Raw genomic sequence first — 26,474 nt, 5'->3', positions numbered from 1 at the left:
CTGGCTGTCGATCACACGGTCACGGCAAAGGCCCCGGCAGCGGTCGGGGCGTCGCGCGCCAGCCCACCCGCATCCAGATTATATCGCCCGGCGACACCGCGCCGGACGGTCTCGGCCGCAGCCGATCCGGGTTGCAGGCGCAAGTCCGGCAAGGACAGCTCCGGCAGGTAATCCCCCGGCCCCACGATCTTTGCCGCCGTCGGAGCGACGAACAGCGGGTCACGCGGGCCGTCGAAATTGAAATTCTCGTTGATCGAAAACGCCGCATGCCCACTGAAGTCATCGGTCACGTCAAAGTTGCCGTCGTCGCGCCAGACAAGATTGCCGGTCATCTCGAAATCACGAACGACACCCGCAGCCCGCCACGCCGGGTCGGCCCAGTCGACAAGGCGAATTTCATCGCGATAGGCCTGCTCCTGCCCACAGTTGAACACCGTATTGAACCGAATGACGATCCCGGCGATGCGACCGGACGGGTGGTCACCGGGATGGGCAAAACACACCAACCCGTCGCGTTCCATGTCGAAGATCACGTTGTTCCAGACCCGGATATCCTCAAGCCGCATGTCGAAATCGGCCAGATCCAGCGTCGGATCGTCAGCGTCGAAATCTGCCTCTCGGGCGAGGACGAGACCATTGCGGCAGCTCCAGATGACATTGTCATGAATTTCCAGATCGTCCACGAAACGACGCGAGGCGTCGATATAGAGCCCATGATTGGTGCAATTCCAGATCCGGTTGTAGCGGATCGTGCCGCCGCGGGTGCCTGACTTTGAATCAATCCCGTATTGCAGGGTGTCATGAACGTGGTTGTGCTCCACCACATAGCCCTGCACCGAGGCGGCAATCGTGATCGCCTCGTTGTTGCCACCGGGCAGCCCGTCGGCATTGGAAAACGCGCTATTGTAGTCGTTTGCGACGTTGGTCTCGGCCACGTCATTGTATGAAATCACCACATCGGACAGGCGAAAGACCTCGGTTGCCGCATTGCCGATCCCGATCCGCTTGCCGGGATAAAACCCGCAGGCCATGATCCCCGAGGACCCGGTCTGGCGCACCTTGTTGCCGTGGATGAGATGCCCACCATAGACCGGGGGCGGGCCAACATCATCTTCGGGTTCCTGCCCCTGAAGGAGCAGGCCTTCTTTCATTGAGCCAAGGATGCTGAGATGGGACACTTCAACATTGTTCACCTCCCGCAGCCGGATGGCGCTGTAGTTGCCGGTACGTCCCGCCGTGAGCAAATCGTGACCGATGACCTGTGGCAATCTCTCCTCGCCCGGCAGCGTGGTGATGCGAAACCGCTCGGCGGCGGAGTGGCCTGAAACGGTGACATCGAAGGCGGCGAAATCGCCGGCCCGCAGATACAGCGTATCGGCGCCGCTGCAAACGGTCATCGCCTGCGCTGGGGTTCGAAACGGTTTTTCCGGCGATCCGGTGCCGCGCAGGTCGTCGCCAGAGCCCGCCACATGCCAGACCTGCGGCAAGGGCGCGACAGTTGTCCCGCCATAGCTTTTGGGGCCGACCGAGATCTCCACCTCGACGCCGCGCCCCTCCCCGTCTTTGCGCAACGACACGAACCCCATCGAAAGTCGCCCGGTCAGCCTGGCCAAAACCGCCCGGTCGCTGATATCCCCATCCGCGACCAGGGGCACCCGGTGCACGCCCGGCGTGCTGGGCAAGGACGTAAAATGGAACGGGCTGCCGACGTCGGGAACAAAGAAATGGCTGACCTCCTCGGCCTCGATGATTTCATAGTCCAGCGTGAAACGCTCGCCCTGGGTGATGCTGCCGCCGGGGGCCAGCGACAACACTGTCGCAGCGTTGCTGCCCGAGAGCCTGCCAGGATCGGTGACGGCGGCCCATTCTCTGGATCCGGCAAGATCGAGCCACCACTCTGCCTTGTAGAAAGAGACTTCGGACAGGGTGATCTCGCCACTGGCCCGGATCAGCTCCACCGCCCCCTGGCCGGAAAAACCGCTCTTGATCTCGACCAGCACCGAATGCGTGCCGATGCCCTGTGGCAATTGCTCGCCGCTGTTCGAACAGGGAGACCCGATTGCGAAAAACGGATAGGATCCGGCGGCCTGATCGGAGATGGTATACTGCAGGTGATACCACGACCCGCCCGACAGGCTGTCGGCCGTGACAAAGGCCAGCACACCGCCCCCCGCCGCCGCGCGCGGAAAGGTCACGTCCGTAACAAGATCCGTCGCCGCCGCAGCCACGACAGAGCCGGTGCGATCAACCCCATCAACCGCCACGCGGGTCAGCGCAACAGCGCCCCGATCCCCGTCATCGGTGTTGACCAGTCGGATCGTGAGCCCTCCGTTCACCGGATCAAAGGCGACCTGCGGCAGCGGCGCGCCTGCCCCGGCTGCGCTCGGGCCGGTCATTGACCCACCTCAGGCCGGGCAGGCTCTGGCCAGGCAGGCACATCCATGTCCATGGCGCGGGTGGCGGCGCCCCAGACACAGGCAGAAAACGGGTCGATCAGGCGCATGTGAATATCCTTTGCAAGCGGCGGTCCGTGGGTCAGGCCGGAGCATGATTGCAAAGCTTTTTTGATTTTGAGTTGGGTGGTCGCACGCCCCATTAACGCCTTGCAGGCGCAACGGCAGACCTAGATCGCCGAGGAAAACCCACCGTCCACCGGCAGGCTGACGCCGGTCACGAAATCGGCGGCCGGCGAACAGAGGAACCGTGCCGCGCCGCCGACGTCTTGCGGTCGTCCCCAGCGGCCAGCGGGCGTCCGCGACATCACATGGTCGTGCAGGCCGGGGATCTGCTGCTTTGCCGTCACCGTCAGCTCCGTCTCGATCCAGCCGGGCAGGATGGCGTTGACCTGAATATTATCGCCTGCCCAGGCCTGAGCGAGCGATTTCGTCAATTGCACCACCCCACCCTTGGCAGCGGCATAGGGTGCGGCCATGGCGGAGCCGAAAATGGACAGCATCGACCCGATATTGACAATCTTGCCACCGCCCCGTGCGACCATCAGCGGATAGGCCGCCTGCGATACCAGGAACGCAGAGGTCAGGTTGCTCTGGATCAGCGCATTCCACTCCGCGAGCGGGTATTCCTGCGGCAATTTGCGGTCGTTGGAGCCTGCGTTGTTGATCAGCAGATCAAGGCCGCCGAACTGGCGCACGATCTCGGTCGTGACCTCGGCCACGCTGTCTTCGTCCGTCATATCGCCTGTCAGCGCCAGTGCCGCCGGCACGCCCGCCCGCCCCAGCGCACCCTGAGCGGCAGCGGTTTTTGCCGCGTCGCGCCCGACCAGGGCAAGTGTTGCGCCCGCATCGGCAAGCGCGGTTGCCATCGCCAGACCAATACCGCCGTTGCCACCGGTCACCATCGCCACCTTGCCTGTCAGCTCGCCCATGGGTGCTCTCCCGCTCTGATTGTTTCGCCTCTTCGAAAAGCCACTGATCGCTTTGCGCATCGCCCATCCTGATGGCGCAAACGTCGCGCCATTGGGTGATAATACAAGATGACGCAGCGGCAATACGTCAGGCTCTCTCGACTCATTTTGTAGGACCAAGATAGTTTTCCGTCCAGAAAATCTGCACTGCGGACCAAGTATTTCACGCCAGAACCTGAAATATATCCTATTGGTCAGATGAAATTGCCAAGATCGGGCAGAATCCTGGGACATGTTGTTGATCTGAATCACGATCCATGTCTAATTTGTCCAACCACCGGGTCAGAGGATGCCCCTCCCGGTTCGTTGGAGGAGATCAGTTGGGCATCAACCAAAGGGAGAGAGACATGCGCTTTACGAAAAAGCTTGCCGGACTGGCCGCTGTGGCGGTTTCGGTAATGGGACTGGGCGGAGCTGCGCTGGCCGCGGACTACGAATGGACATTCCAGACATCGGAAACCGCCGGCGAACCAGGGTTCGTGAACAAGCAGAAATGGGCCGACGACGTGGCCACGCTGTCGGGCGGGCGGATCGCTATCGAAATCCTGCCGATCGGATCGGTTGTCCCGCATACCGATACGCTTGACGCGGTTGGCGCCGGCATCCTGCAAGGGCATCTGACCGATCCGAGCTATTTCTCGGGCAAGGATCCGGCCTTTGCGATGATGGGCAACCTGGTTGGCGCCTGGAGCGACCCGTTTGAACTGCTTGGCTTCATGCAGAGCGGTGGCGGCAACGAACTTTATTCCGAACTCGTCGAGCCTTACGGCGTGAAGTTCATCGGCGCAGCAGCGACCGAGCCAGAGGCGTTTGTCTCCCGCCTGCCGATCCGCACGGTCGAGGACCTGAAAGGTGTCAAACTGCGCGCGCCTGAAGGTATGGTCTACGAGATCTTCTCCAAGGCCGGTGCGGCTCCGGTGTCGCTGCCCGGTTCGGAGATCTTCTCGGCGCTGGACAAGGGGGTTGTCGACGCGGCTGACAATACCGTCTTTGCCACCAACCAGGCGCTTGGCATGAACGACATTGCCAATTTCCCGCTTTATCCCGGCTTTCACTCGCTGCCGATGATCGACGTGTCGATGAACAAACAGATCTGGGACGGGCTGCCAGAGGATCTGCAGGAAATCCTGCTCACCTCGGTCAAGCAATTCAGCTTCAACCACATCTATTCGGTGCGCCAACTGGACGCCAGCGCCGTCGAGCAGGCCAAAGCCAACCCCGAGATCGAGATCATCAACTGGTCGGGTGACGAGCGGGCCAAGTTCCGCCGCATTGCCCAGCAGGAATGGCAGAACTGGGCGCCCAAGACCGCGATGACGCAGCGCTACTACGATGCGGTCACCGCCTATCTCAAGGGTCGCAACCTGCTTTGATCTAGCAGGCCACCAAAACAGAACTGCGCCCGGCTCACCAACCGCCGGGCGCAAATGCGACAGGACGGGGGAGAGCCGCAAATGGCCAAAGTAGCCGAGATCATTCACCAGGTCGAAGACCATGACGCAGAGGTCCGCACCGGGCTGGACCATGCGTTGACACAGGCGGCAAAATTCTTTGCCTGGGCGATTTTCGTCGCCTTTCTCATTTCAGTGGTCGAGGTCGTGTCGCGATATGTGTTCAACAGCCCGACTTTCTGGGCGCATGAAACCACGTCGTTTCTGATCGCCGCGGTTTTCCTGATCGGCGGACCGGTCGCGCTGGCGCGGGACAAACATATTCGCGTGCGGATGTTCTATGATGCCGTCGGACCAAAGCGGAAGCGGGTCCTGGATATCGTCAACTCCCTGATCGCGCTGGTGTTTTTTGGCGGCCTTGCCTTTGCCAGCTGGATCATGGTCAGCAAATCCTGGTTCACCCCCACAGGCGCCTTTCATCTCGAAGGCACCGGCACATCCTGGAATCCGCCCACTCCGGCGTTGCTGAAATTGCTGGTTCTGATCTGCGTGGTTGTCATGTTTGTGCAAACGCTGTTGCATCTGATCGCGGCCATCCGGCGCCCTGCCGACCCCGCTGCCCCTGTTGAGACCGGAGCAGAATGACCATGGATCTTAGCGCACTTGGCATCGAATACGGCTCTTACCTGCTTGTGGCGGCGATTTTCCTGCTGCTGCTGACCGGTCAGCCGCTGGCCTGGGTCACCGGGTTGGTCGCCCTTGTTTTCACCTTCGGTTGGTTCGGCCCCATGGCCCTGCCGCTGGTCACCTCGCGGATCTTTGGCTTTATCACCGAGTATTCGCTGGTCGCCATTCCGATGTTCATCCTGATGGCTGCCTTGCTGGATCGGTCCGGCATTGCCAAATCCCTGTTCAACGGGATGCGTATTCTGGCCGGCCGCCTGCCGGGCGGGGTCGCCGTGCAGACCCTGATCGTGGCCATCCTGATGGCTGCCATGTCGGGGGTGATTGGCGGCGAAATCGTCCTGCTCGGCATCCTTGCCCTGCCCCAGATGCTGCGGCTTGGCTATGATCGCAACCTGTCGATTGGTGTGGTCTGTGCGGGCGGGTCGCTGGGCACCATGATGCCACCCTCCATCGTGTTGATCATCTTTGGCCTGGTCGCCAATGTCTCGATTGCGGATCTGTTTGTCGCGGCCATCACCCCGGCGCTGCTGCTGTTGGCCTTCTATGTGGCCTATGTGCTGTTCATGTGCTGGCGCAATCCCGAGCTTGGCCCGCCCATGTCCGAGGAAGAAGCCGCGCAGGAATCCCTTGCCAGCGCCCTGCGCTCGCTTGCCGCGCCGCTGTTCATCGTGTTCGTGGTGCTCGGGTCGATCTATGGCGGTGTCGCCTCCATCACCGAGGCCGCCGCCATGGGGGTCTCTGCGGTGATGATCATCTCGCTGTTTCGCCGCGAACTGACGGTAAAACTGATCCAGGACAGCCTGGTCCATACGCTGGAAACCTGCGGCATGATCATCTGGATCGGCATTGCCGCTGCGGTTCTGGTCGGGGTCTACAACCTGATGGGCGGCAACCGGTTTGTTGCCCAATCCATCCTGGCCATCGACGCGCCACCGGTGGTGATCATCATGGTGATGATGGTGATCCTGCTGGTCTTGGGCATGTTCCTCGACTGGATCGGGATCGCGCTGCTGACCCTGCCGATTTTCGTGCCCATCGTGATCCAGCTTGGCTATGATCCGATCTGGTTCGGCATTCTCTTTGCGGTCAATATGCAGGTGTCCTATCTCACACCGCCCTTCGGACCGGCCGCCTTCTACCTCAAGAGCGTGGCACCGCGGGAAATCACGTTGAAACATATCTATGTCGCCCTGCTTCCGTTCATCGCGTTGCAGCTGGTGGTTCTGGGGATCATTCTGTTCTTTCCACCGATTGCGACCTGGGCGATATGAGGCGGCATTCTCTGATCCAAACAGCAAGGAGCACCGACCTTGGACGATGTCTTCGATGAGGCCGCAGCCGGATCCGCCGTCGATCAGGTCGTGGCCCAGATCCGCGAACTGATCGACAGCGACGGGCTGTCGGTCGGTGACAAGCTGCCGACAGAGCGGGAGCTGTGCGAACGCTTTGCCACAAGCCGCAACACGGTGCGCGAAGCGATGCGGATGCTCAAGGCCTATGGCATTGTCGATGTCCGCCCCAAGGTTGGCGCGACGCTGGTCGACAACCGCATGAACCGTGCGCTGGATATCTTTTCCTTCAACGTCGCCGAAATCTCACGCGAGACCTTTGACGACATCCAGGGGTTTCGCGAACTGATCGAAACCGGCTCTGCGCTGCATATCTTCGAGGCGGTCACGCCGCAGGATCTGATCACCCTGCGCGAGACCAACCAGCAAATGGTTCAGGCGCGCAGCATCGTCGAGGCGTCGCAGTACGATTTCAAATTCCATACCGGGCTGATCGCTCTGACCGGCAACAAATCCATTCTGGACATCTACGGCATCATGAAACCGGTGATCCTGCGGATCATGCAGCGCGGCAAAACCCGCCGGATCATCGAAGGCGAGACGTTCCAGGAACACGAAGGCATCCTGCGCGCGATCGAAACAGCGGACGATCTCGCCTATCAGTATCTGATGCGCACCCATCTTCGGGCTGGACTGGCGACGTTCCCGTTTCCACCCAAATCCACCGAAAGCGAGGCGTGATGCCTGTCATCGCACCGGTCCCGCAACCGGCCAGCATGCGCACAGCAAGACATTCAAATTGAGGAGAAACGGTATCGTGAAACTGACAGCAGCGGAAATCCTGCCCGAAACGCCCGGCGGCGTCCTGGTGGGGCGGGTCTGGTCAAACGCCATTGGCGGCCCCTGCCCGGTGGTGGTGCATGACAACGCGCTTCTGGATCTGAGCCATGCCTGCGCGACCATGTCAGGCCTGCTGGAGCGGCCGGACCTGCTGGACGTGGCGCGCGCGGGCGGTGACTCGCTCGGGCCGCTGGACGGCTACCTCGATGCAGGCAATGGCACCGGACGGCTCGGCAGGCTGTTGGCGCCCTGCGACCTGCAGGCGGTCAAGGCGGCCGGGGTCACCTTTGCCGGGTCGATGATCGAACGGGTCATCGAAGAACGCGCCAAGGGCGATCCCGGTCGGGCTGCGGCGATCCGCGCCGAGCTTTCGGACATCCTGGGCGGCAATCTGCGGGGGCTCGTTCCCGGATCGCAACAGGCCGCCGCCGTCAAGGCGCACCTGCAAGAGGCCGGTCTCTGGTCGCAATATCTGGAGGTCGGGATTGGCCCCGACGCCGAGATTTTCACCAAGGCGCAGCCCATGTCCGCGGTCGGCTGCGGCGCCCAGATCGGTGTCCACAGCGGCTCCCATTGGAACAATCCGGAACCAGAGGTGGTACTGGCGATCAACTCACAGGGCGTCCTGCGCGGCGCCACGCTGGGCAATGACGTCAACCTGCGCGATTTCGAAGGGCGCTCTGCCCTGTTGCTGGGCAAGGCCAAGGACAATAACGCCGCCGCCGCGCTCGGCCCCTTTATCCGGCTGTTCGACGACACGTTTACCCTGCAGGATGTCGGCACCCTGCGTGTCGGGCTGGAGATCGTCGGAGAAGACGGCTTCGAACTGCAGGACCATTCCGACATGGCGCAGATTTCGCGCCAGCCTGCCGATCTTGCGGCGCAGTTGCTGAACCCAAGCCATCAATATCCAGATGGCGCCATGCTCTACCTCGGGACAATGTTCGCGCCCACCAAAGACCGCGATGGCGAAGGGGCCGGCTTTACCCACAAGACCGGGGACCGGGTGACCGTGACCTCGCCCCTGCTGGGCCGTTTGGTGAACCAGGTGCACCCCTGTGACCAGGTCGAGCCCTGGACCTTTGGCACCCGCGCCTTGATGGAAAACCTATTTGCAAGAGGAATGGTAGCATGACGAAACGCCGCCTGCGAAGCCAGGACTGGTTCGACAACCCCGACCACGCCGACCTGACCGCGCTCTATCTGGAGCGCTTCATGAACTATGGGCTGACCCCCGAAGAGCTGTCCGAAGGCCGCCCCATCATCGGGATTGCCCAATCCGGCAGCGACCTGTCGCCGTGCAACCGGCATCACATCGATCTGGCCACGCGGGTGCGCGACGGCATTCGCGATGCGGGCGGTATTCCGATGGAATTCCCGACCCATCCGATCTTTGAAAACTGTCGCCGCCCGACCGCCGCGCTGGACCGCAACCTGGCGTACCTCGGGCTGGTCGAGCTGTTGCACGGCTATCCGCTCGACGGTGTGGTGCTGACCACCGGGTGCGACAAGACCACGCCAGCGGCGATCATGGCCGCAGCGACCGTGGATATTCCGGCGATTGTTCTGTCCGGGGGCGCGATGCTCGATTCCGTACATGAAGGGCGCTTGGCCGGTTCCGGCACCGTCATCTGGCAATCCCGTCGCCGCTATGCCGCCGGTGAAATCAACCGCGAAGAGTTTCTGGAGGCGGCGATGACCTCTGCCCCCTCCATCGGCCATTGCAACACGATGGGCACCGCCTCCACCCTGAACGCCCTGGCCGAGGCCATGGGCATGTCCCTGCCCGGCTGCGCGGCGATCCCGGCCGCCTACCGCGAACGGGGCCAGATGGCTTATCGGACCGGCAAACGTGTGGTGGATATGGTGCATGAGGACCTGCGTCCATCGCAGATCCTGACCCGAGATGCGCTTCTGAACGCGCTGCGGGTCAATGCAGCGATTGGCGGCTCAACCAATGCCCAGCCGCATCTGACCGCCATCGCCGAAACCGCCGGTGTCGCCCTCAGCAAGGACGACTGGCAGCTGCATGGCTATGACATCCCGCTGCTGGCCGATGTGCAGCCGGCGGGGCGGTTTCTGTCGGAACGGTTTCACCGGGCCGGCGGGGTCCCCGCCATCATGTGGGAACTGGCCGAAGCCGGTGTTCTGGACACCACCTGCCTGACCGTAAGCGGCCAAAGCCTGGCCGAGAACCTCAAGGGGAGCGAAGCACGGGATCGCGAAGTCATCCGCCCCTTTGCCCAACCGCTGATGGAACGCGCTGGGTTTCGCGTGCTCAAGGGCAATCTCTTTGATTTCGCGATCATGAAAACCTGTGTGATCTCAGAGGACTTCCGCCGCCGTTTTCTGGCCGAACCGGGCAAGGAAAACTGTTTCGAAGGCCGCGCCGTGGTGTTTGATGGCTCGGAAGACTACCACACCCGGATCAATGATCCCGAGCTGGACATCGACGAACGATCAATCCTGGTCATTCGCGGCTCCGGTCCGATCGGCTGGCCCGGCTCTGCCGAGGTGGTGAACATGCAGCCGCCGGACCGGCTCATTCGTGCCGGGATCACCAGCCTGCCGACCATCGGCGACGGCCGGCAATCGGGCACCGCCGACAGCCCTTCGATTGTTCATGCTTCCCCCGAGAGCGCGGCCGGCGGCGGCCTCGCCTGGCTGCGCAGCGGTGACAAAATCCGCATCGACCTGAATGAGGGACGGTGCGACATGCTGGTTCCAGAGGCCGAAATCGAAGCCCGGCGCCAGCAGGGTACCCCCGCCATCCCGCCCGCACAGACGCCCTGGCAAAAGATCTACCGCGAAGAAACCAACCAACTGAGCGATGGCGCGGTGATGCGCTCGGCCGAAGGCTTCCAGCGGATTGCCCGCAAATTGCCCCGCCACAACCACTAGCGCGGTGATCCGCGGATAAAGGACGCATCGCTACGCCCCGGGCTGGCCGCCGCAATCCGGCGTCCAGACCGGGCCGTATATAGGCCACGCAGCAGCTGCCGCATGGCCGCTTCATGCGCAAAAAAGCGGTAAGAACACCTGCGGACACCAGGTGCACCAGAACAGCCAAAGAGCATAGCGATGTAAGTGCTGGAAAATCGCCCCCAGGCAACGTGACCGGATGGCAAGGTAAACCCCTTTAAAATCAAACTGGTACGGGCGGCGGGACTCGAACCCGCACGGCTAAAGCCTGGGGATTTTAAGTCCCCTGTGTCTACCATTCCACCACGCCCGCGCGCCTGGACTTCGGCGTCCAGATCTATCCGCGCATGGTGCGGGGTTCAATCGGAAATTCGGCATCGGCACAGACCGTGATCCGCGCGCGGCGCTAGAGTTCGACATCCTCCATATCCAGCGGGCCTCCGGGCGCGAGCAGGTAGCGCTCCGTCAGCCATGGATTATACGCCAGTGCGGATTCCAATGCGATGCGCGCCTCTTCGAGCCGCCCCAGCCCATAAAGCGACAGGGCGCGGCCGCTCATCGCGGCCACATGCCGGGGCGACAGCGCCAGCGCCCGCTCCAGATCCACCAGCGCGCGCGCAAAATCCCGGCGCAGATAGTTGACAAAGGCCCGCTGATTGTAGCCTTCGGCATAGTTCGGACAATAGGCGATGAGCAGGTCAAAATCCGCAAGCGCACCGAGAAAATCATAGGCAGAGCGCCGGGTCATGCCCCGATCCAGGATCGCCTGCGCCTCTGCATCCGGTGCATCGGCCCAATAGGTCCAAAGCTCATTGCCGATCAGCCTGGCCTCGTGTTCGGTCTCAGCCGACTGGATTTCGCCCAAAAGGGCGCTGATCTGACTGGAATGATCCGGTGGCGCCGGACAGACCGCCATGGCGCCCCCCGCGCCACAGACAAACGCGACAAGGCAAACAAACCGGGGGATCACAGGGCACAACATGACCCAATCATGCCCACCCTGACGCGGTGAACAAATCACAACTTCGCGCGCGGCGTCCAGAAACCGCGCCGCCCCGCATCTGGTGACAGCTTTGCCCTGCCCTACATCGGGCCCAGCCCACCGTCGTCCTTGACCGTCTGCATCGACATATAGGTCGAGGTCGAGGACACATAAGGCAGGGAGGAAACCTTCTCTCCCAGCACCGCGCGAAAATCAGACATGGACCGGCAGCGCACCTTGAGTAGATAGTCGAAATGGGACGCAAGCATATGAACTTCTTCGATTTCCGGCACCTGCACCACGGCGGCGTTGAACGCCGCCAACGCCATCTCCCGGGTGTCGGTCAGCTTGACCTCGACAAAGGCGACATGATCCAGCCCCAACCGGATCGGATCGATCAAGGCCCGGTAGCCCTGAATGAACCCTTCCGCCTCCAACCGTTTCAGCCGCGTTTGGGTGGGCGATTTGGACAGGCCGATCCCGCGCGCCAGATCAGAAACCGACACCCGGCCATTGTGACTGAGCTCACGTAGAATCGCCTGGTCAAACCGGTCCAGCCCGGGAAAGCGCGATTGCATCAAGACACCTCCGTAAATAGACGCATATGGACTGTGTTATCCCCAGTTACGGGACAAATGACCAGATAAAACGCGGTATATTAGGTCATATCTCTGACGATGGGGACATCCTGATGACACATGACCTGAAACTGCGCGACCAGATTGATGCCGGGACCTATGTTGACCAAACCCATATGCGCGATGCGCTGGTAGCACAGGCAGCCCTGTCGCAGGCGGAACGACAGGCCATCTGCGCCGACGCCACGCAGCTGGTAAAAGACATCCGCGGCCATTCCGCGCCGGGTTTGATGGAGGTCTTTCTGGCCGAATACGGCCTGTCGACCGAGGAAGGCGTCGCCCTGATGTGCCTTGCCGAGGCGCTGCTCCGGGTGCCGGATGCGGATACCATCGACGCGCTGATCGAGGACAAGATCGCGCCCTCTGACTGGGGCAAGCATCTTGGCAAATCCACCTCGTCGCTGGTCAATGCCTCCACCTGGGCGCTGATGTTGACGGGGCGTGTTCTGGACGAAGACCGCAGCCCGATTGGCGCGCTGCGGGGGGCGGTGAAACGCCTCGGAGAGCCGGTGATCCGCACCGCGGTGGCCCGCGCAATGAAGGAAATGGGCCGCCAGTTCGTCCTCGGAGAGACCATAGAAAGCGCGATGAAACGTGCCGCCAATATGGAGGCGAAGGGCTATACCTATTCCTACGATATGCTGGGAGAAGCCGCCCGTACCGAAGCGGATGCCGCGCGCTATCACCTGTCGTATTCGCGCGCGATTTCCGCCATTGCCGCCGCCTGCACCAAGAATGACATCCGCGAAAACCCCGGCATTTCTGTCAAACTGTCGGCGCTGCACCCGCGCTACGAGATCGCCAAGACCGCATCGGTCCGCCAACAGCTTGTTCCCCGGCTAAAGGCGCTGGCGATCCTGGCCAAGGCGGCCCGCATGGGGCTGAATGTGGACGCCGAGGAGGCCGACCGGCTGTCGCTGTCCCTTGAGGTGATCGAAGAGGTGATCTGCGATCCGGCGCTCAAGGGCTGGGACGGGTTCGGCGTCGTGGTTCAGGCCTTCGGGCCGCGCACCGGTCTGGCCATCGACGCCCTGTATGAAATGGCAGAAAGACACGATCGCCGCATTATGGTGCGGCTGGTCAAGGGCGCCTATTGGGACACCGAGATCAAGCGCGCGCAGGTAGAGGGGATGGGCGGCTTTCCGGTCTATACCTCCAAGGCGCTGACGGATGTCTCCTATATTGCCAACGCCCGCAAACTGCTGGCGCGCACAGATCGGATCTATCCGCAGTTTGCCACCCATAACGCCCATACGGTCAGCGCCATCCTGCATCTGGCGCAAGAGGGGCAAGCCTTTGAATTCCAGCGCCTGCATGGCATGGGCGAAACCCTGCACCAGAAGGTGATGGACAAGAACGCCACCCGCTGCCGTGTCTATGCCCCGGTTGGCGCCCATCGCGACCTGCTGGCCTATCTGGTGCGGCGCCTGTTGGAAAACGGCGCCAACTCTTCCTTTGTCAACCAGATCGTCGACGAGGACGTCCCGCCAGAGGTGGTCGCCGCCGATCCGTTCCTGGACATCGACGACCTTGCCAGCGACATTCCAACCGGTGTCGAGCTCTTTCAGCCCGAACGCAAAAATGCCATGGGGTTCGATCTGCGCCACGCGCCAACCCTTGCCGCCATCGAGGCAACCCGTGCGCCGTTCCGGGATCATCACTGGCAGGCAAAGCCGCTGCTGTCCGGCAAGGCCGCCCCGGAGAGTCCGACAGCGGTAACCAACCCAAGCGACCTCAGCGAGATCGGCACAGTCGCGCAATCCAGCGCCGAGGATATCGAACTGGCCCTGGCCTCGGCCACCATCTGGGATGTGCCCGCCAGCACCCGCGCCCAGGCGCTGAACAAGGCGGCCGATCTCTACGAGACGCATTTTGGCGAACTGTTTGCCTTGTTGGCGCGCGAGGCCGGCAAGACGCAGATGGACGCGGTGGCAGAACTGCGCGAGGCAGTGGATTTCCTGCGCTACTACGCGGCGCGCATTCCCGATGCCCCGCCTGCGGGCATCTTCAGCTGCATTTCGCCCTGGAACTTTCCGCTCGCGATTTTCACGGGGCAGGTTTCGGCGGCGCTGGCGGCGGGCAATGCCGTGCTGGCGAAACCGGCAGATCAGACACCATTGGTGGCCTATCGTGCCGTCGAACTGCTGCATGAGGCCGGCGTCCCCCGTGAGGTTTTGCAATTTCTGCCCGGTCGCGGCAGCACCGTAGGCGCCGCGATCACCGGCGACGCGCGCGTGGGCGGCGTTGCCTTTACCGGCTCGACCGCCACCGCCCTGCGCATTCGTGCCGCGATGGCCGAACACTGCGCCCCCGGCACGCCCCTCATTGCGGAAACAGGCGGGCTGAACGCCATGATCGTGGATTCCACCGCCCTGCCCGAACAGGCCGTGCAGGCCATTGTCGAAAGTGCGTTCCAATCTGCCGGTCAGCGCTGCTCTGCTCTGCGCTGTCTCTACCTGCAGGAAGATGTGGCCGAGGACGTGCTGACCATGTTGCAGGGCGCGATGGAGGTGCTGGATCTCGATGACCCCTGGCATCTGGCCACCGACAGCGGTCCGGTGATCGACGAGGCCGCCCGTGCCAAGATCCTCGCCCATATCGAACAGGCCCGCAGCGAAGGTCGGGTGCTGAAAGAGATGCAGGCGCCGCAAGGCGGAACCTTTGTTGGCCCGACGCTGATCCGGGTCAACGGCATCGGCGATCTGGAAGAAGAGATCTTTGGCCCTGTCCTGCATGTGGCGACCTTCAAATCGCGCCAGCTGGATACGGTCATCGATGCAATCAACGCCACCGGATACGGACTTACCTTCGGGCTGCACACACGGATCGACGACCGGGTTCAGCACGTCTGCGACCGTGTGCATGCTGGCAATCTCTATGTGAACCGCAATCAGATCGGCGCTATCGTCGGCAGCCAGCCCTTTGGCGGCGAAGGTCTGTCGGGCACGGGTCCCAAGGCCGGCGGCCCCCACTACCTGGCGCGGTTCTGCGCCCCCGACCGCCAGGTCAGCAAGGACAGCTGGTCCAACACAATGGCGGACCTGCCGTCGGCAACGGGTTCGGCTGCCGCGCCGGTAACCACCTCCCTGCCCGGCCCCACAGGCGAATCCAACCGGCTGACGGTTTCAGCCCGACCGCCGCTTTTGTGCCTGGGACCGGGCAGCGCCGCTGCCGCGGACCAGGCCGATATCGTCCAGGCGCTCGGTGGCACCGCCCTGATCGCGGATGGCATGATGGACCTGCACAGGCTGCAACATATTGAGGGCCTGTCCGGCGTGCTGTGGTGGGGCGACGCCGCGACCGGGCGCGAGATCGAGCAGGCGCTGTCCAGACGGGCGGGCCCGATCCTGCCGCTGATCCCCGGGCGCCCCGACCGGGCGCGGGTGCTGGCGGAACGCCATGTCTGCGTCGACACCACGGCGGCCGGGGGCAATGCGGCCCTGCTGGGCGGCAACGCCTGACCCGCCCCGGTTTTCGGCAACCACGGGTCGGTGGTAGGCGAAACCGGATCTAACCTCTTGACGCTGGGCCGGGAACGGCCCAGCTTCTGCGGATGTTTCCCTTACGCGACCATAATCCGTCCGGCAGCACGCCTTATGTTGTCTATCTGCTGATGGCGGCCAATATCCTCGGCTACCTGTGGTATTCGACCAGCTTTGCCACCGACCGCAGCCTGATGATGTTCTATGACAGTTTTGCCGCCATCCCGCGCGAGATCATGGCAGGCGAGGCGCCGCTGACCTTGCTCACCTCAATGTTCATCCACGGCGGCTTGATGCATCTGGCCGGCAACATGCTGTTTCTGTGGATCTTTGGCGACAACATGGAAGACGAGATGGGCCATCTGCCATTTCTTTTGTTCTATGTGGTCTGCGGTGTCGGGGCGACGCTTGCCCATGTGGTGTCTGCACCGTCGTCCAATGTGCCCCTGGTCGGAGCTTCCGGGGCCATTGCGGGCGTCATGGGGGGCTATCTGTTGATGTTCCCCAAGGCGCAGGTGGACATCCTGATCATCCTTGTCGTCTTCTTTCGTATCGTGCCGGTTCCGGCCTTTGTGATGCTGGGTCTCTGGCTCGGCATGCAATTCATCGGCGGCGTCGGCGCGGATCCGTCGCTGGGCGGTGTCGCCTATTGGGCCCATGCCGGTGGGTTCCTCATCGGGCTGGCGCTGACGCTGCCCCTGTGGATCGCACGCGGCGGGCCAAGGTTCTGGCGCCGAACAGACGGCCATCCACCGCATCCCGAAACCCACCTCAGCAGCTCTCGCATCCCGCGGGTACGTCGAATCCCTCGCCAGCCTGGCCCCTGGGGAAAGTAGGAGACATCACATGGGCACAAAGGACGAAACCTGTCGCGCAACCTGCCATTGCGGTGCCGTCACCATTTCGGCGCTGCTGCCAGACGGGCTTGCCTCAGCAAGCCGCTGTGATTGTTCGTTCTGTTTACGGCGCGGTGCAGCCGCCGTAACCGCGCGCACCGACAGTTTGCGCATACTTCAGGGCGAGGAGAACCTGACACTCTACACCTGGGGAAGCCACACCGCGCAGCATTATTTCTGCAAAACCTGCGGGATCTATATGTACCATCAGCGGCGCTCCGACCCGCGCCAATGCGGCATAAACCTCGCCTGTATCGACGGCGGCAACCCACGCCACCATGCGCGGACCCATGGTGAGATCCCCTGGAGCGACGGCGTCAATCACCCGTCGGATCGCACCACCGCCACCTGAGGCCGGGCAGCCTTCTCCCCCAACATGGCGCAAAGAAAAAGCGCGCGCCCGGATCATCGGGCACGCGCTTGTCTCACCGCAATGATTGAAACGCGCTTAGGTGCGGATGACCTTGGCGAAATTTTCAAAGATGGGTTCGTTTGAACAGATCACTTCACCGCTTTCGACAATCGAAGCCGCAGGATCAAGCGCCTCGCACAGACCGCCGGCTTCCTTGACGATGATGATGCCCGCCGCCAGATCCCAGGCGTTCAGGCGACGTTCCCAGAACCCTTCGTAGCGACCAGCGGCCACATAGGCCATATCCAGCGCGGCAGCGCCCCAGCGGCGCACGCCAGCACAGGCCGGCATCAGACGGGCAAGATCCTGCAGGGTTTCCGGCAGGTCCGAGCGGCCGGCAAAGGGCAGCCCGGTGGCAAAAATAGACTCGATCATCCGATGGCGCGACGAGACACGAATACGGGTTTCGTTCATCCAGGCTCCGGTACCCTTTTCGGCAAAGAACATCTCGTCCTTGGCCGCATCAAAAACCACACCGGCAACGATCTTGCCCTTGTGTTCCAGCGCGATGGAGATCGCCCAATGGGGCAGACCATGCAGGAAATTGGTGGTGCCATCGAGCGGATCGACGATCCAGCGGCGCGTCGGATCCTCGCCCGGCTCCTCGCCGCCCTCTTCCGCCAGCCAGCCATAGGTCGGGCGGGCGCCCATCAGCTCCTCCTTGAGGATCTGTTCGGCGGCAATATCGGCGCGGCTGACAAAATCTCCGGCCCCCTTGGTGGAAACCTGAAGGTTTTCCACTTCGCGGAAATCCTTCACGAGGGAACGGCCGGCCTTGCGGGCGGCCTTGATCATCACATTGAGATTTGCGCTACCAATCATTGTACGAGCTGTCCTTGCGGGGGAGATGCGGTCAAAGGGTGCCCATACACCCCCGCGCCGCCCTTGCCAAGGGAGAAACCGGGCCCAGTTGGGGATATGGTAAACCAAGCCCGGCGTCAAAACCGCCCTGACGTCGCGCCGGGGCTTGCATCAGCCGATCTGAACTGTTTGGTTCACATCCTGACTCCGCCGCCGCACATGGCAGCGGCCCAAACTCAAAGGAGCATCCGTCTTATGACATCCAAGATGCAGCGTATCGTCCTCAACAGCCGTCCCGAGGGCGCCCCGACAGCAGAGAATTTCCGGCTGGAGACCACAGACTTGCCGACCCCCGGTCCGGGCGAGGTCCTGGTGAAGGCCCAGTACATGTCCCTCGACCCCTACATGCGCGGCCGCATGAGCGACGTGGCCTCCTATGCCGATCCGGTGCCGGTGGGCGGCGCGATGGAGGGCGGCGCGGTGGGCGAGGTTGTCACCTCGAACCATCCCGACCTTGCGCCGGGCGATACGGTTCTGGGCATGTTCGGCTGGGCCAGCCATGGCTGCCTGCCCGGCGCCCAATTGCAAAAGCTGGATCCCGCGTTGCAGCCCATTTCTGCCGCGCTCGGCGTGCTGGGAATGCCGGGGTTCACCGGCTGGCACGGGTTGAACGAAATCGGCCGCCCCAAAGCGGGCGAGACCCTCGTGGTCGCTGCCGCAACCGGGCCGGTCGGATCCATGGTGGGCCAGCTGGCGCGGGCGCGCGGGCTCAAGGTTGTCGGCATCGCGGGAGGTGCCGACAAATGCAAACTCGCCACCGATACCTTTGGGTTTGATGCCTGTCTCGACCACCGGTCCTATGCCACGGCCAAGGACCTGCGCGCCGCCCTGGCCGAGGCCTGCCCCGATGGCATCGACATCTATTTTGAAAACGTTGGCGGCAAGGTCCTGGAAGCGGTGCTGCCGCTGATGAACCGTTTCGGGCGCATTCCCCTCTGCGGCATGATCGCCTGGTATGATGGCGAAACCAGCGACACCCGGCTGACCGCGCCCGGCCTGTGGCGCACGGTGCTGGTCAAGCATCTCACCATCAGCGGTTTCATCATCGCCAATCACTATGACCGCTACCCGGCCTTCCTCAAAGAGGTCTCGCCACTGGTCGCCGGTGGTCAGGTGCGCTTTGTCGAGGATGTGGCGACCGGTCTGGAGAATGCACCTGAGGCGTTCATAAAGATGCTCAAGGGCGGCAACACCGGCAAACAGGTGGTGAAACTGGACTGATACGGTCTTCTGGTGCCGCGACGCGCACCGCTGGCGCATGCTGCGTCCGTGGGGCGCGTCGCGACACTATTTCTGTTGCAGTTTGCGCGCTTCGACCCGTGCCAGGCGGATCAGCTCCTGCATGTAGGGCTTGCCCTCATCATCGCTGCGGATCGCCGCATAAAGCCGACGGGTAATCCCGGCCTCGGTCAGGGGGCGGGTCACATAATCGGACGAATACTTCACCTCGCGGACCACCCAGTCCGGCAGCACCGACACCCCCCGGTTCGAGGCAACAAGCAACAGGATCACCGCCGTCAGTTCCACCTTTCGGATGCTCGCAGGCTCGACCCCCGCCGGAATCAGAAGCTGGCTGAACACATCCAGCCGGGTCCGGTCCACCGGATAGGTGATCAGGGTCTGCCCCCGGAAATCCTCGGCCTCGACATAGGGTTTCGCCGCCAGCGGATGCTGCGCCGACGCCACAAAAACCGGGTTATAATCGAAGAGTTCGATGAAGGTCACCCCCGGCAGCTCTTCCGGGTCGGAAGACACCACCAGATCCACTTCTTCGCGTTTCAGCGCCGGCATCGCCTCGAACGCCAGGCCCGGACGGATGTCCACATCGACGTCGCCCCAGCTTTTGCGGAACCCTTCCAGCACTGGAAACAGCCATTCGAAACAGGCGTGGCATTCGATCGCGATATGCAACCGCCCCGCCTCGCCATCACGCAAAGCGGCAAATTCTGCCTGAGCCGCCTCGACCTGGGGCAGAATCTGATCCGCCAGTCGCAACAACCGCATGCCGGCCGCCGACAGTTTCATCGGCTTGGAGCGGCGCAGGAAAAGCTCCACCCCGGTTTGCTCCTCCAACCCCTTGATCTGATGGCTCAGCGCGCTTTGGGTGATGTTCAACTGATCCGCCGCGCGGGCCAGTCCCCCCTCCTCGTGAATCGCCTTGATCGTGCGCAGATGACGGAACTCGATGTGCATTCTACGGTGCGCCTCATGTTGTTCTTGAGAAATATGAATTTGCTTCACTCTTAGTTCTCGTGACACAAGGGGTCAAATGACTTGCGACCCTTGCGCCGTCAAAAGCGACACAGCGCCGCAGATCGCCCCCATTCCGGTCCCGGTGGACCTTGAGGAGACAGAGACAGTGAGCACGCCTGAAATTTCCTTTGAATTTTTCCCGCCCAAGAACCTCGAAGCCTCCTTCCGTCTTTGGGATACCGTGCAGTCGTTGTCGCCGCTGGGGCCGCGGTTTGTCTCCGTGACCTATGGCGCGGGCGGCACCACCCGCGAGTTGACCCGCGATGCGGTCACCACCCTGCACAAGAATTCCGGCCTGAAGGTTGCAGCGCATCTGACCTGTGTGTCCGCCACCCGCGCCGAAACCCTCGCCATTGCCGATCAATATGCCGAGGCCGGGATCACCGATATTGTCGCCCTGCGCGGCGACCCGCCAAAGGATCAGGGCAGCTTTGCCCCAACAGAGGATGGTTTTGCCTCCTCTGTCGAGCTGATCGAGGCGCTGGCCGCCAAGGGGAAATTCAACCTCTGCGTCGGCGCCTATCCTGAAAGCCACCCGGAAGCCGCCAGCCAGCAGGCCAATGTCGACTGGCTGAAACGCAAGCTGGACGCCGGTGCCACCGAGGCGCTTACACAGTTCTTCTTCGAAGCAGAAAGCTTTTTCCGCTTCCGCGACGCCTGCGCCAAGGCCGGGATCGACACCGACCGCATCACCCCCGGCATCCTGCCGATCGAGAATTGGAAAGGCGTGCGCCGCTTTGCCGAGGCCTGTGGCACCACGATCCCGGCCTGGCTGGACGAAGCCTTTGACAAGGCCCAGCGCGACGACCGCTGCGACCTGCTGGCGACGGCGCTGTGTTCGGAACTGTGCACAGAGCTGCTCGAAGGCGGCGTGAAGAAACTGCATTTCTATACGCTCAACCGCCCCGAGCTGACCCGCGATGTCTGCCATGCGCTTGGGGTCAAATCCAAGATCCGCCTGGAGAACGTGGCGTAAGCCTTGTTGACGGCTCTGCGTCCTCCTAGCTTCTGCGCAACAGCAAAAGCCCGGAGGACGCCATGGCCATTGCAACTTCAGCCCAGGACCTGATGCCAATGGCCGAGATCGCGACGATCTCCGGCCTTGAATTCATGACCGGCATCCTGGAGGGCCGCCTGCCCGGCCCGCCCATCGGCACCACCATGGGCTATACCCTGCACAGCGTTGCCCCCGGACGCGTGGTGTTTCGCGGCACCCCGGAGTTTGCAGTCACAAACCCGATGGGCACCGTGCACGGCGGCTGGTACGGCACCCTTCTGGACAGCGCCATGGCCTGCGCGGTGATGACCCGGGTGCCAAAAGGCTCCGTCTACACAACGCTGGAATACAAGATCAACATCCTGCGCCCGATCCCGCTTGGCATGACCGTCGATTGCTGGGGCGAGATTGACCACGTCGGCCGCTCCACCGGGATTGCGCATGGCGAAATCCGTGGCGTCGAGGATGGCAAGCTTTATGCCACGGGCTCCACCACATGTATCGTGATGAAACTGGCACCCTGACGACCGGCATCGCCCGCCTCAGCCGGGGGGTGTCACGGCCCGGTCTTTCGGGGCCTGCTTTGCAATCTCGGCCAGGTGGCGCATATCGGTGCCGCAGCACCCGCCAAGAACGCTGATCTGTGCAAAACGTCGGGCGATGGCCGACAGGTCCTGTGCCAGCGCCACCGGATCGCCCGCGTCCAGCTCTTGCGCGTCGTCCAGCTCTGCGTGGCTGCACCGCGAGGCATTGGCCACGACCCCACGCAGCCGCTGCATCCAGGGCGCGTCTTCCAGCGTTTCGGCAAAATGGTCGGGGTGGGCGCAATTGATCATGAAATAGGCCGCATACCCGCCTGTGGCCGCATCCACCGTTTGGATCGCATCCTGCAGCGTTTCTCCCGTTGGCAGGCGTCCGTCTGTCTCGACCGTAAAAGCGATCACAACCGGCAGGTCACGCTGTTTGGCCGCTCTTACGATGCCGCTCGCTTCGTTGCTGCAGGCCAGCGTATAGCCGCTGAGCAGATCAACCTGCGTCTGCGCCAGAACCGCTATCTGTTCGCTGTGATAGTCGTCTGCCTCGGCCACGCTCATCCGGCCTTGCGGCGCATAGGCATCAAAACGCGGCCCGATATTGGCGCTGATGAGGGTCGGAAGATCACCATAGAGCGTTCGCGCCGCGCACATCTGGTCGATGGCCTGCCGATTCAACGCAGCCAGCGCCTCGGCCCCATAGCCCAGCGCGGCCGCCCGGTCCCGGTGGGCAACCCAGGTCGGGCTTTCCAGGATCACCCCAAGCCCGTATTGCGCCCCGATCGCAATCAGGTCCCGGTAATAGGTCTGAATCCTCTCCCGTCCCTCTGGCGTTTCAAGCAATGCAAAGGCCGCGAACCCCGGCAGCGCGACCCCTTGGGTAAATATCAGATCGGTTTCCATCCCGGTATAGGTCAGAAACATCGCCTGCCGATCCGTTGGGTCCGCTCGTCCGTCCTCTGCCATCTGTCCCGCCTGTGTTCATACCCATGCCCTGTTGGCCTGGATACATTTGTAGGCGCGACAGGGCCACGGGCCAAGGGCCTTGCCCCAGACACTGACACGGGCACCGAAGCGAGGCGCGTTCGCTCGCCCGAAAGCCCCCTGGTTCAATGTCACAATCGGTTCAATGTGGGGTCCGGCGCAGAAAAAACGCACGCCAATGCGCCGATTTGCGGGCCTCATGGGAGGATCGGGCACTCGGGTGGATCTTTTCGCTGATGTCCCGTCCCACCTTGCGGCGACTGCGCAAGAGAAAGATCTTGCCCCAGCCAGACCAGGTTCCGACCGTCGGCGCATCTGCATCCACCGGAAACCGCATGCGCCAGTCACGTGGCAGCGGCAGGCCGGACATCTCCGCCCGTTCCAGCATCCAGATCAACGGAATATTGGCCAAGGGGCGCGCAGCCTCGAAGCCGCCAAGCTGGCCGCCAATATCCCCATGCGAGCCACGGAACCAGACCTGTTCGATCTGCCCGCCGGATCCTTCGTTACTGTCCCACAGCACGGGTGTGTAGACATCCCGGGTTTCGTCCAGTGCCAGCGCCTGAAAGCCTGCCTTTACATGTGCGCCCAGCCGATGGTCGTGAAAGGCATGTCGGGTCTCCGCCCAGCGCCACAGGATCGGAAACCGCAGCCCCAGCGCCTTGACCGTGTCCCAGACCCCGACCATCTCGACCTCAGTTGTCTCGTGACAATGGGCGCGTGCAAAAGCTGCGCGAACCTCGGCGCCGCTGCTCAGCTGGTAGTGGCGGTAAGCGGTGCGGATATTGCGAACGGTCGCGTGCTGCTGTTTCAACAGCCCGACCGCCCCCAGCACCCCCGCCAGCGAGCGCACGGCATAGGCCCCGCGCGAATACCCCAGCAAAAAGATCTTGTCGCCGGGGCGGTAGCGCGAGGCAAGATACCCGTAGGCGCGGCGAATTTTGCGATTTATGCCGCGCCCGACCATCACATCGGCCGTCTTATTCCAGGCCGACCATTGCACGCCCGCCTCGTAGTAGACCGACACGCCCGGCCCCATTTCCTTGCACAGCCTGTAGGCCATGCCGGCATGGGTTTCATGCCCCGGCTCCAGCGACGACATGGTCCCATCGAGGATGATCACGTGGCATTGCGGCCCACGAGCAACGGACTCCGAGGATTGCGCGGACAGCAGCCGTGGCCGCCCGAGCCATCCCAGAACACCTTTACTCAGCCGCTTGAGGAACATCCTGCAACAACTCCCATAGTTTGACTGGCGTGAACGGCATGTCCACCTGACGCACGCCCCGATCCCACAGCGCGTCCTGCATGGCATTGGCGACCGCGGCCAGCGCCCCGACGGTACCTGCCTCGCCGCAGCCCTTCATACCCATCGGGTTCTGCGTTGACGGCACCGGTTCCGAGGTGAACCCGACCCAGGGCATATCTTCGGCACGCGGCATGGCGTAGTCCATGAACGTTGCCGTGAGCAATTGCCCCTCCGTGTCATAGACAACATGTTCCAGCATCGCCTGACCCAGCCCCTGCGCGACACCACCATGCACCTGACCTTCGGCCAGCATCGGATTGATCAGGTTGCCGAAATCGTCGACGACCGTATAGCGATCGACAACCGACTGACCGGTTTCCGGATCAACCACGATCTCTGCCAGATGCGCCCCGTTCGGAAAGGATCGCCCATCCAGAACCGCCGTTGCCTGATGGCGCAGCAAGTCCTCGCGCCCCCGCTCCCGCGCCAGTTCGGCCGCTTCCAGAACGGTCGGCGTAAGGTTGGATCCCGGCGCGCGGAAGGTTTCGCCGTCGAATTCGACAGCTTCCGCCGCAACTCCCAGTTCATCGGCGATGAACGGTGCAAAAGCGGTGACCATCTTGTCGACCGTAGCCAGGGTCGCATTCGCCTGTGTGGTCACAGACCGGGACCCCCCGGTGCCGCCGCCCTTGGCGATACGGTCGCTGTCGCCCTGAATGACAGTGATGGCGCTAAACGGAATTCCGGTCTGGTCAGCAAGGAACTTGGCATAAACGGTTTCATGCCCCTGTCCGTTGCTTTGCGTGCCGACATAGATGTTCACACGACCGTCCTCCAGAAATTCCACATCTGCGGACTCGGAAGGATCACCCAGAATACTTTCGATATAGTAACAAAGCCCTGCGCCCCGGTAACGACCTTCAGCCTCGTCCTTGGCACGACGGGCTGCGAATCCGGCAAGGTCGGCTTCTTTTTCCAATCGCGAAAGCACCAGGTTGAAATCCCCTACGTCATAGGTCTCGTCCGAGACCGAACGGTATGGAAACTTCTGCGGCGCGATAAAGTTCCGCCGCCGCAGCTCCAGCGGATCGACCCCGAGATCCCGCGCCGCGCGGTCCATCACCCGCTCCAGCACATAGATCGCCTCGGGTCGGCCAGCGCCGCGATAGGCATCGACCTGAGTGGTGTTGGTATAGATCCCATCGACCTCGAGCCAGGCGGTCTGGATGTCGTAGACCCCTGCCAAGACACGCGAAAACAGTTGTGTCTGGATCGGCTGCCCGAAATGCGAATTATAGGCCCCAAGGTTACAATGCGTATGCACGCGGTAGGCGGTGATCTTCAGATCCGCATCAAACGCCAGCTCCGCAAGCGAGGTCAGATCCCGACCGCTGTTGTCGCTCAGCATGGCTTCGGTACGGTCCGACATCCAGCCCACCGGGCGGTCCAGGACCCGTGCCGCCTGCGCCACGACAAAGTACTCCGGATAGGGCATCCCCTTCATGCCAAAGCCGCCGCCAACGTCCGGCGTCACCACGTGCACATCCTCTGGCGACAGGTTAAATTTCTGCACCATTTGATCTTTCATGGCCCAGACGCCCTGACCGCCATAGGTGAAATGCAGGCGTCCCTGCGACCAGACGGCATGACAGCCACGCGGTTCCATCGAATTCACGATGATCCGGTTGTCCACCACTTGCAGGCGCACGGTGTGGGCGGCCTTGTCAAAGGCCGCGTCGGTCGCCGCCTTGTCGCCCAGCCCCCAGTTGAAGGCCCGGTTGCCGGGCGCTTCGGGGTGGATCTCCGGGCCGCCGACCGCCAGGTCGAGTTTCACGTCAAGATCGTCATAGTCGAACTCGATCAACTCTGCCGCGTCGCGGGCCTGATCCAGGGTATCGGCGATGACCACCGCCACCGGCTCTCCGACATAGCGCACCCGGTCGCCCGCCAGCACCGGGCGCACGGGGGCTGCGCCGGAACTGCCGTCAATGTTCTTGACCAGCGCCCCGTCAAGACGTGCCTCGATGCCCGCCGCCACCAGATCAGCCTGCGTCAACACCAGATGCACGCCGTCTGCCGCGCGGGCGTCCTCGACATTCAGCGTGGTGATCTCCGCATGCGCCACGGGGCTGCGAAACACATAAGCGGTCAGCGCGCCCTCAGGCATGGTGTCTTCCAGATACCGCCCCTGCCCGGTCAGAAACCGCTGATCCTCAACCCGCGTCAGGGGTTGGCTTTTTCCGAACTTCTCGACCTGCTTGTTCATGTGACCGCTCCCTCGCATGTGCCTTTGTCGCGGCGGAGCCTAATGCCCCCGACGCGGTTGTCCAGTCATAGCCCTGAACAGGTGAAGGAAATTTGTCGGGAAGGGGGACGCGATTGCGCGATAAAACGACATTCGCCTTCGCCCGGCGCCCATGCGCCCCGTCAGATCCGCGTGAGACGCGTCAGCCCTGACCGGGCACACGCGCACCGGGGAAGGAAAAATGTCAGGCTGCAGTGGGAGTGGGTGGGTGGGGTGGGTCCTGCAACCTTCATCCATGTTTGTCTCAAATCAGATTTAATATTTGGTTATCAGACACCCCGAAACGGCCACTCCCGCAAAAAAATCACAAACCGGCTCCAAGAGGAGAC

At 62.6% G+C, this 26,474-nt stretch carries 21 protein-coding genes and 1 tRNA gene; 12 read left to right on the top strand and 10 right to left on the bottom strand.

Features of this window, described 5'->3' with window-relative positions; translation table 11 throughout:
• Positions 1 to 11 precede the first annotated feature (11 nt).
• Positions 12 to 2,396 (bottom strand): right-handed parallel beta-helix repeat-containing protein, encoded by a 2,385-nt coding sequence (locus TRIHO_RS19265; protein WP_068247617.1) that lies wholly within the window; start codon positions 2,394 to 2,396, stop codon positions 12 to 14.
• A gap of 227 nt (positions 2,397 to 2,623) precedes the next feature.
• Positions 2,624 to 3,385: an SDR family NAD(P)-dependent oxidoreductase gene (locus tag TRIHO_RS19255; RefSeq protein WP_068247611.1), complete on the bottom strand. Its 762-nt coding sequence runs from the start codon at positions 3,383 to 3,385 to the stop codon at positions 2,624 to 2,626.
• Between the two features lie 386 nt (positions 3,386 to 3,771).
• Here TRIHO_RS19255 and TRIHO_RS19250 point away from each other — a divergent pair, with 386 nt between their 5' ends.
• From TRIHO_RS19250 to TRIHO_RS19225, 6 genes are all read left to right on the top strand, one after another.
• Positions 3,772 to 4,797, top strand: coding sequence for a TRAP transporter substrate-binding protein (locus tag TRIHO_RS19250; protein WP_068247608.1), 1,026 nt, complete (start codon positions 3,772 to 3,774; stop codon positions 4,795 to 4,797).
• Between the two features lie 81 nt (positions 4,798 to 4,878).
• On the top strand, positions 4,879 to 5,460 hold the full coding sequence (locus tag TRIHO_RS19245; RefSeq protein WP_068247605.1) for a TRAP transporter small permease subunit: 582 nt from the start codon (positions 4,879 to 4,881) through the stop codon (positions 5,458 to 5,460).
• Positions 5,457 to 6,773 carry a TRAP transporter large permease gene (locus TRIHO_RS19240; protein WP_207498750.1) on the top strand — a complete coding sequence of 439 codons (1,317 nt, stop codon included), beginning with the start codon at positions 5,457 to 5,459 and terminating at the stop codon, positions 6,771 to 6,773. The genes TRIHO_RS19245 and TRIHO_RS19240 overlap by 4 nt, the downstream gene beginning before the upstream one ends.
• A gap of 39 nt (positions 6,774 to 6,812) precedes the next feature.
• Entirely contained in the window at positions 6,813 to 7,532 is a 720-nt protein-coding gene (locus TRIHO_RS19235) for a FadR/GntR family transcriptional regulator (RefSeq protein WP_068247601.1), read from the top strand.
• Between the two features lie 76 nt (positions 7,533 to 7,608).
• Positions 7,609 to 8,766 carry a fumarylacetoacetate hydrolase family protein gene (locus TRIHO_RS19230; RefSeq protein ID WP_232367838.1) on the top strand — a complete coding sequence of 386 codons (1,158 nt, stop codon included), beginning with the start codon at positions 7,609 to 7,611 and terminating at the stop codon, positions 8,764 to 8,766.
• Positions 8,763 to 10,532: an IlvD/Edd family dehydratase gene (locus tag TRIHO_RS19225; protein WP_068247598.1), complete on the top strand. Its 1,770-nt coding sequence runs from the start codon at positions 8,763 to 8,765 to the stop codon at positions 10,530 to 10,532. The genes TRIHO_RS19230 and TRIHO_RS19225 overlap by 4 nt, the downstream gene beginning before the upstream one ends.
• 250 nt (positions 10,533 to 10,782) lie before the next feature.
• Here the strand turns inward: TRIHO_RS19225 and TRIHO_RS19220 are convergent.
• The 3 genes from TRIHO_RS19220 to TRIHO_RS19210 all read right to left on the bottom strand — a co-directional run bounded on the left by TRIHO_RS19220 (position 10,783) and on the right by TRIHO_RS19210 (position 12,113).
• Positions 10,783 to 10,866: transfer RNA gene (locus TRIHO_RS19220), tRNA-Leu, on the bottom strand.
• A gap of 93 nt (positions 10,867 to 10,959) precedes the next feature.
• Positions 10,960 to 11,469, bottom strand: a complete 510-nt coding sequence (locus tag TRIHO_RS19215; RefSeq protein WP_068247703.1) for a tetratricopeptide repeat protein — start codon at positions 11,467 to 11,469, stop codon at positions 10,960 to 10,962.
• A gap of 167 nt (positions 11,470 to 11,636) precedes the next feature.
• The gene (locus TRIHO_RS19210) at positions 11,637 to 12,113 is read right to left on the bottom strand and encodes an Lrp/AsnC family transcriptional regulator (protein ID WP_068247595.1); all 477 of its coding nucleotides are present in this window, start codon (positions 12,111 to 12,113) and stop codon (positions 11,637 to 11,639) included.
• Positions 12,114 to 12,226: 113 nt separating this feature from the next.
• Here TRIHO_RS19210 and putA point away from each other — a divergent pair, with 113 nt between their 5' ends.
• From putA to TRIHO_RS19195, 3 genes are all read left to right on the top strand, one after another.
• Complete coding sequence (putA, locus tag TRIHO_RS19205; RefSeq protein WP_068247592.1) at positions 12,227 to 15,634, top strand: bifunctional proline dehydrogenase/L-glutamate gamma-semialdehyde dehydrogenase PutA; 3,408 nt, start codon at positions 12,227 to 12,229, stop codon at positions 15,632 to 15,634.
• Positions 15,635 to 15,726: 92 nt separating this feature from the next.
• A complete protein-coding gene (locus tag TRIHO_RS19200) occupies positions 15,727 to 16,491 on the top strand; it encodes a rhomboid family intramembrane serine protease (protein ID WP_068247589.1) in 765 nt (254 codons plus the stop codon).
• Between the two features lie 10 nt (positions 16,492 to 16,501).
• Complete coding sequence (locus TRIHO_RS19195; RefSeq protein ID WP_068247586.1) at positions 16,502 to 16,903, top strand: GFA family protein; 402 nt, start codon at positions 16,502 to 16,504, stop codon at positions 16,901 to 16,903.
• Between the two features lie 96 nt (positions 16,904 to 16,999).
• On the opposite strand, the gene TRIHO_RS19190 is transcribed toward TRIHO_RS19195, so the two are convergent.
• A complete protein-coding gene (locus tag TRIHO_RS19190) occupies positions 17,000 to 17,785 on the bottom strand; it encodes an inositol monophosphatase family protein (RefSeq protein ID WP_068247583.1) in 786 nt (261 codons plus the stop codon).
• 234 nt (positions 17,786 to 18,019) lie between these two features.
• Here TRIHO_RS19190 and TRIHO_RS19185 point away from each other — a divergent pair, with 234 nt between their 5' ends.
• Positions 18,020 to 19,045 carry an NADP-dependent oxidoreductase gene (locus TRIHO_RS19185; RefSeq protein ID WP_068247580.1) on the top strand — a complete coding sequence of 342 codons (1,026 nt, stop codon included), beginning with the start codon at positions 18,020 to 18,022 and terminating at the stop codon, positions 19,043 to 19,045.
• Positions 19,046 to 19,111: 66 nt separating this feature from the next.
• Here the strand turns inward: TRIHO_RS19185 and TRIHO_RS19180 are convergent, their stop codons facing one another.
• Positions 19,112 to 20,017 (bottom strand): LysR family transcriptional regulator, encoded by a 906-nt coding sequence (locus TRIHO_RS19180; protein WP_068247577.1) that lies wholly within the window; start codon positions 20,015 to 20,017, stop codon positions 19,112 to 19,114.
• A 166-nt stretch (positions 20,018 to 20,183) separates the two neighbouring features.
• On the opposite strand from TRIHO_RS19180, the gene metF reads away from it, so the two are divergent.
• Together metF and TRIHO_RS19170 are read left to right on the top strand one after the other, a co-directional pair.
• Positions 20,184 to 21,053 (top strand): methylenetetrahydrofolate reductase [NAD(P)H], encoded by an 870-nt coding sequence (metF, locus tag TRIHO_RS19175; protein WP_068247700.1) that lies wholly within the window; start codon positions 20,184 to 20,186, stop codon positions 21,051 to 21,053.
• A 62-nt stretch (positions 21,054 to 21,115) separates the two neighbouring features.
• Complete coding sequence (locus TRIHO_RS19170) at positions 21,116 to 21,598, top strand: PaaI family thioesterase (RefSeq protein ID WP_068247574.1); 483 nt, start codon at positions 21,116 to 21,118, stop codon at positions 21,596 to 21,598.
• Between the two features lie 18 nt (positions 21,599 to 21,616).
• Here TRIHO_RS19170 and TRIHO_RS19165 read toward each other — a convergent pair whose 3' ends face one another.
• The 3 genes from TRIHO_RS19165 to TRIHO_RS19155 all read right to left on the bottom strand — a co-directional run bounded on the left by TRIHO_RS19165 (position 21,617) and on the right by TRIHO_RS19155 (position 26,106).
• Positions 21,617 to 22,573 (bottom strand): homocysteine S-methyltransferase family protein, encoded by a 957-nt coding sequence (locus tag TRIHO_RS19165; RefSeq protein WP_068247571.1) that lies wholly within the window; start codon positions 22,571 to 22,573, stop codon positions 21,617 to 21,619.
• A 160-nt stretch (positions 22,574 to 22,733) separates the two neighbouring features.
• Positions 22,734 to 23,819 carry a DUF2235 domain-containing protein gene (locus TRIHO_RS19160; protein WP_068247697.1) on the bottom strand — a complete coding sequence of 362 codons (1,086 nt, stop codon included), beginning with the start codon at positions 23,817 to 23,819 and terminating at the stop codon, positions 22,734 to 22,736.
• The gene (locus tag TRIHO_RS19155) at positions 23,797 to 26,106 is read right to left on the bottom strand and encodes a xanthine dehydrogenase family protein molybdopterin-binding subunit (RefSeq protein ID WP_068247568.1); all 2,310 of its coding nucleotides are present in this window, start codon (positions 26,104 to 26,106) and stop codon (positions 23,797 to 23,799) included. Before TRIHO_RS19155 ends, TRIHO_RS19160 begins: the two co-directional genes overlap by 23 nt.
• Positions 26,107 to 26,474: the final 368 nt, after the last annotated feature.

Origin of the sequence: Tritonibacter horizontis, assembly GCF_001518015.1 — a bacterium.
Classification (GTDB): Bacteria; Pseudomonadota; Alphaproteobacteria; order Rhodobacterales; family Rhodobacteraceae; genus Epibacterium; species Epibacterium horizontis.
The sequence above is the reverse complement of the archived record's forward strand: the minus strand, read 5'-3'. Positions and strand labels throughout refer to the sequence as shown.

What these genes read in the sequence shown, in the direction of transcription:
- TRIHO_RS19265 (WP_068247617.1), bottom strand. Translation starts at nt 2,396, where the DNA reads ATGACCGGCCCGAGCGCAGCCGGGGCAGGCGCGCCGCTGCCGCAGGTC.
- TRIHO_RS19255 (WP_068247611.1), bottom strand. Translation starts at nt 3,385, where the DNA reads ATGGGCGAGCTGACAGGCAAGGTGGCGATGGTGACCGGTGGCAACGGC.
- TRIHO_RS19250 (WP_068247608.1), top strand. Translation starts at nt 3,772, where the DNA reads ATGCGCTTTACGAAAAAGCTTGCCGGACTGGCCGCTGTGGCGGTTTCG.
- TRIHO_RS19245 (WP_068247605.1), top strand. Translation starts at nt 4,879, where the DNA reads ATGGCCAAAGTAGCCGAGATCATTCACCAGGTCGAAGACCATGACGCA.
- TRIHO_RS19240 (WP_207498750.1), top strand. Translation starts at nt 5,457, where the DNA reads ATGACCATGGATCTTAGCGCACTTGGCATCGAATACGGCTCTTACCTG.
- TRIHO_RS19225 (WP_068247598.1), top strand. Translation starts at nt 8,763, where the DNA reads ATGACGAAACGCCGCCTGCGAAGCCAGGACTGGTTCGACAACCCCGAC.
- TRIHO_RS19215 (WP_068247703.1), bottom strand. Translation starts at nt 11,469, where the DNA reads ATGGCGGTCTGTCCGGCGCCACCGGATCATTCCAGTCAGATCAGCGCC.
- TRIHO_RS19210 (WP_068247595.1), bottom strand. Translation starts at nt 12,113, where the DNA reads ATGCAATCGCGCTTTCCCGGGCTGGACCGGTTTGACCAGGCGATTCTA.
- putA (WP_068247592.1), top strand. Translation starts at nt 12,227, where the DNA reads ATGACACATGACCTGAAACTGCGCGACCAGATTGATGCCGGGACCTAT.
- TRIHO_RS19200 (WP_068247589.1), top strand. Translation starts at nt 15,727, where the DNA reads ATGTTTCCCTTACGCGACCATAATCCGTCCGGCAGCACGCCTTATGTT.
- TRIHO_RS19195 (WP_068247586.1), top strand. Translation starts at nt 16,502, where the DNA reads ATGGGCACAAAGGACGAAACCTGTCGCGCAACCTGCCATTGCGGTGCC.
- TRIHO_RS19190 (WP_068247583.1), bottom strand. Translation starts at nt 17,785, where the DNA reads ATGATTGGTAGCGCAAATCTCAATGTGATGATCAAGGCCGCCCGCAAG.
- TRIHO_RS19185 (WP_068247580.1), top strand. Translation starts at nt 18,020, where the DNA reads ATGACATCCAAGATGCAGCGTATCGTCCTCAACAGCCGTCCCGAGGGC.
- TRIHO_RS19180 (WP_068247577.1), bottom strand. Translation starts at nt 20,017, where the DNA reads ATGCACATCGAGTTCCGTCATCTGCGCACGATCAAGGCGATTCACGAG.
- TRIHO_RS19170 (WP_068247574.1), top strand. Translation starts at nt 21,116, where the DNA reads ATGGCCATTGCAACTTCAGCCCAGGACCTGATGCCAATGGCCGAGATC.
- TRIHO_RS19165 (WP_068247571.1), bottom strand. Translation starts at nt 22,573, where the DNA reads ATGGCAGAGGACGGACGAGCGGACCCAACGGATCGGCAGGCGATGTTT.
- TRIHO_RS19160 (WP_068247697.1), bottom strand. Translation starts at nt 23,819, where the DNA reads ATGTTCCTCAAGCGGCTGAGTAAAGGTGTTCTGGGATGGCTCGGGCGG.
- TRIHO_RS19155 (WP_068247568.1), bottom strand. Translation starts at nt 26,106, where the DNA reads ATGAACAAGCAGGTCGAGAAGTTCGGAAAAAGCCAACCCCTGACGCGG.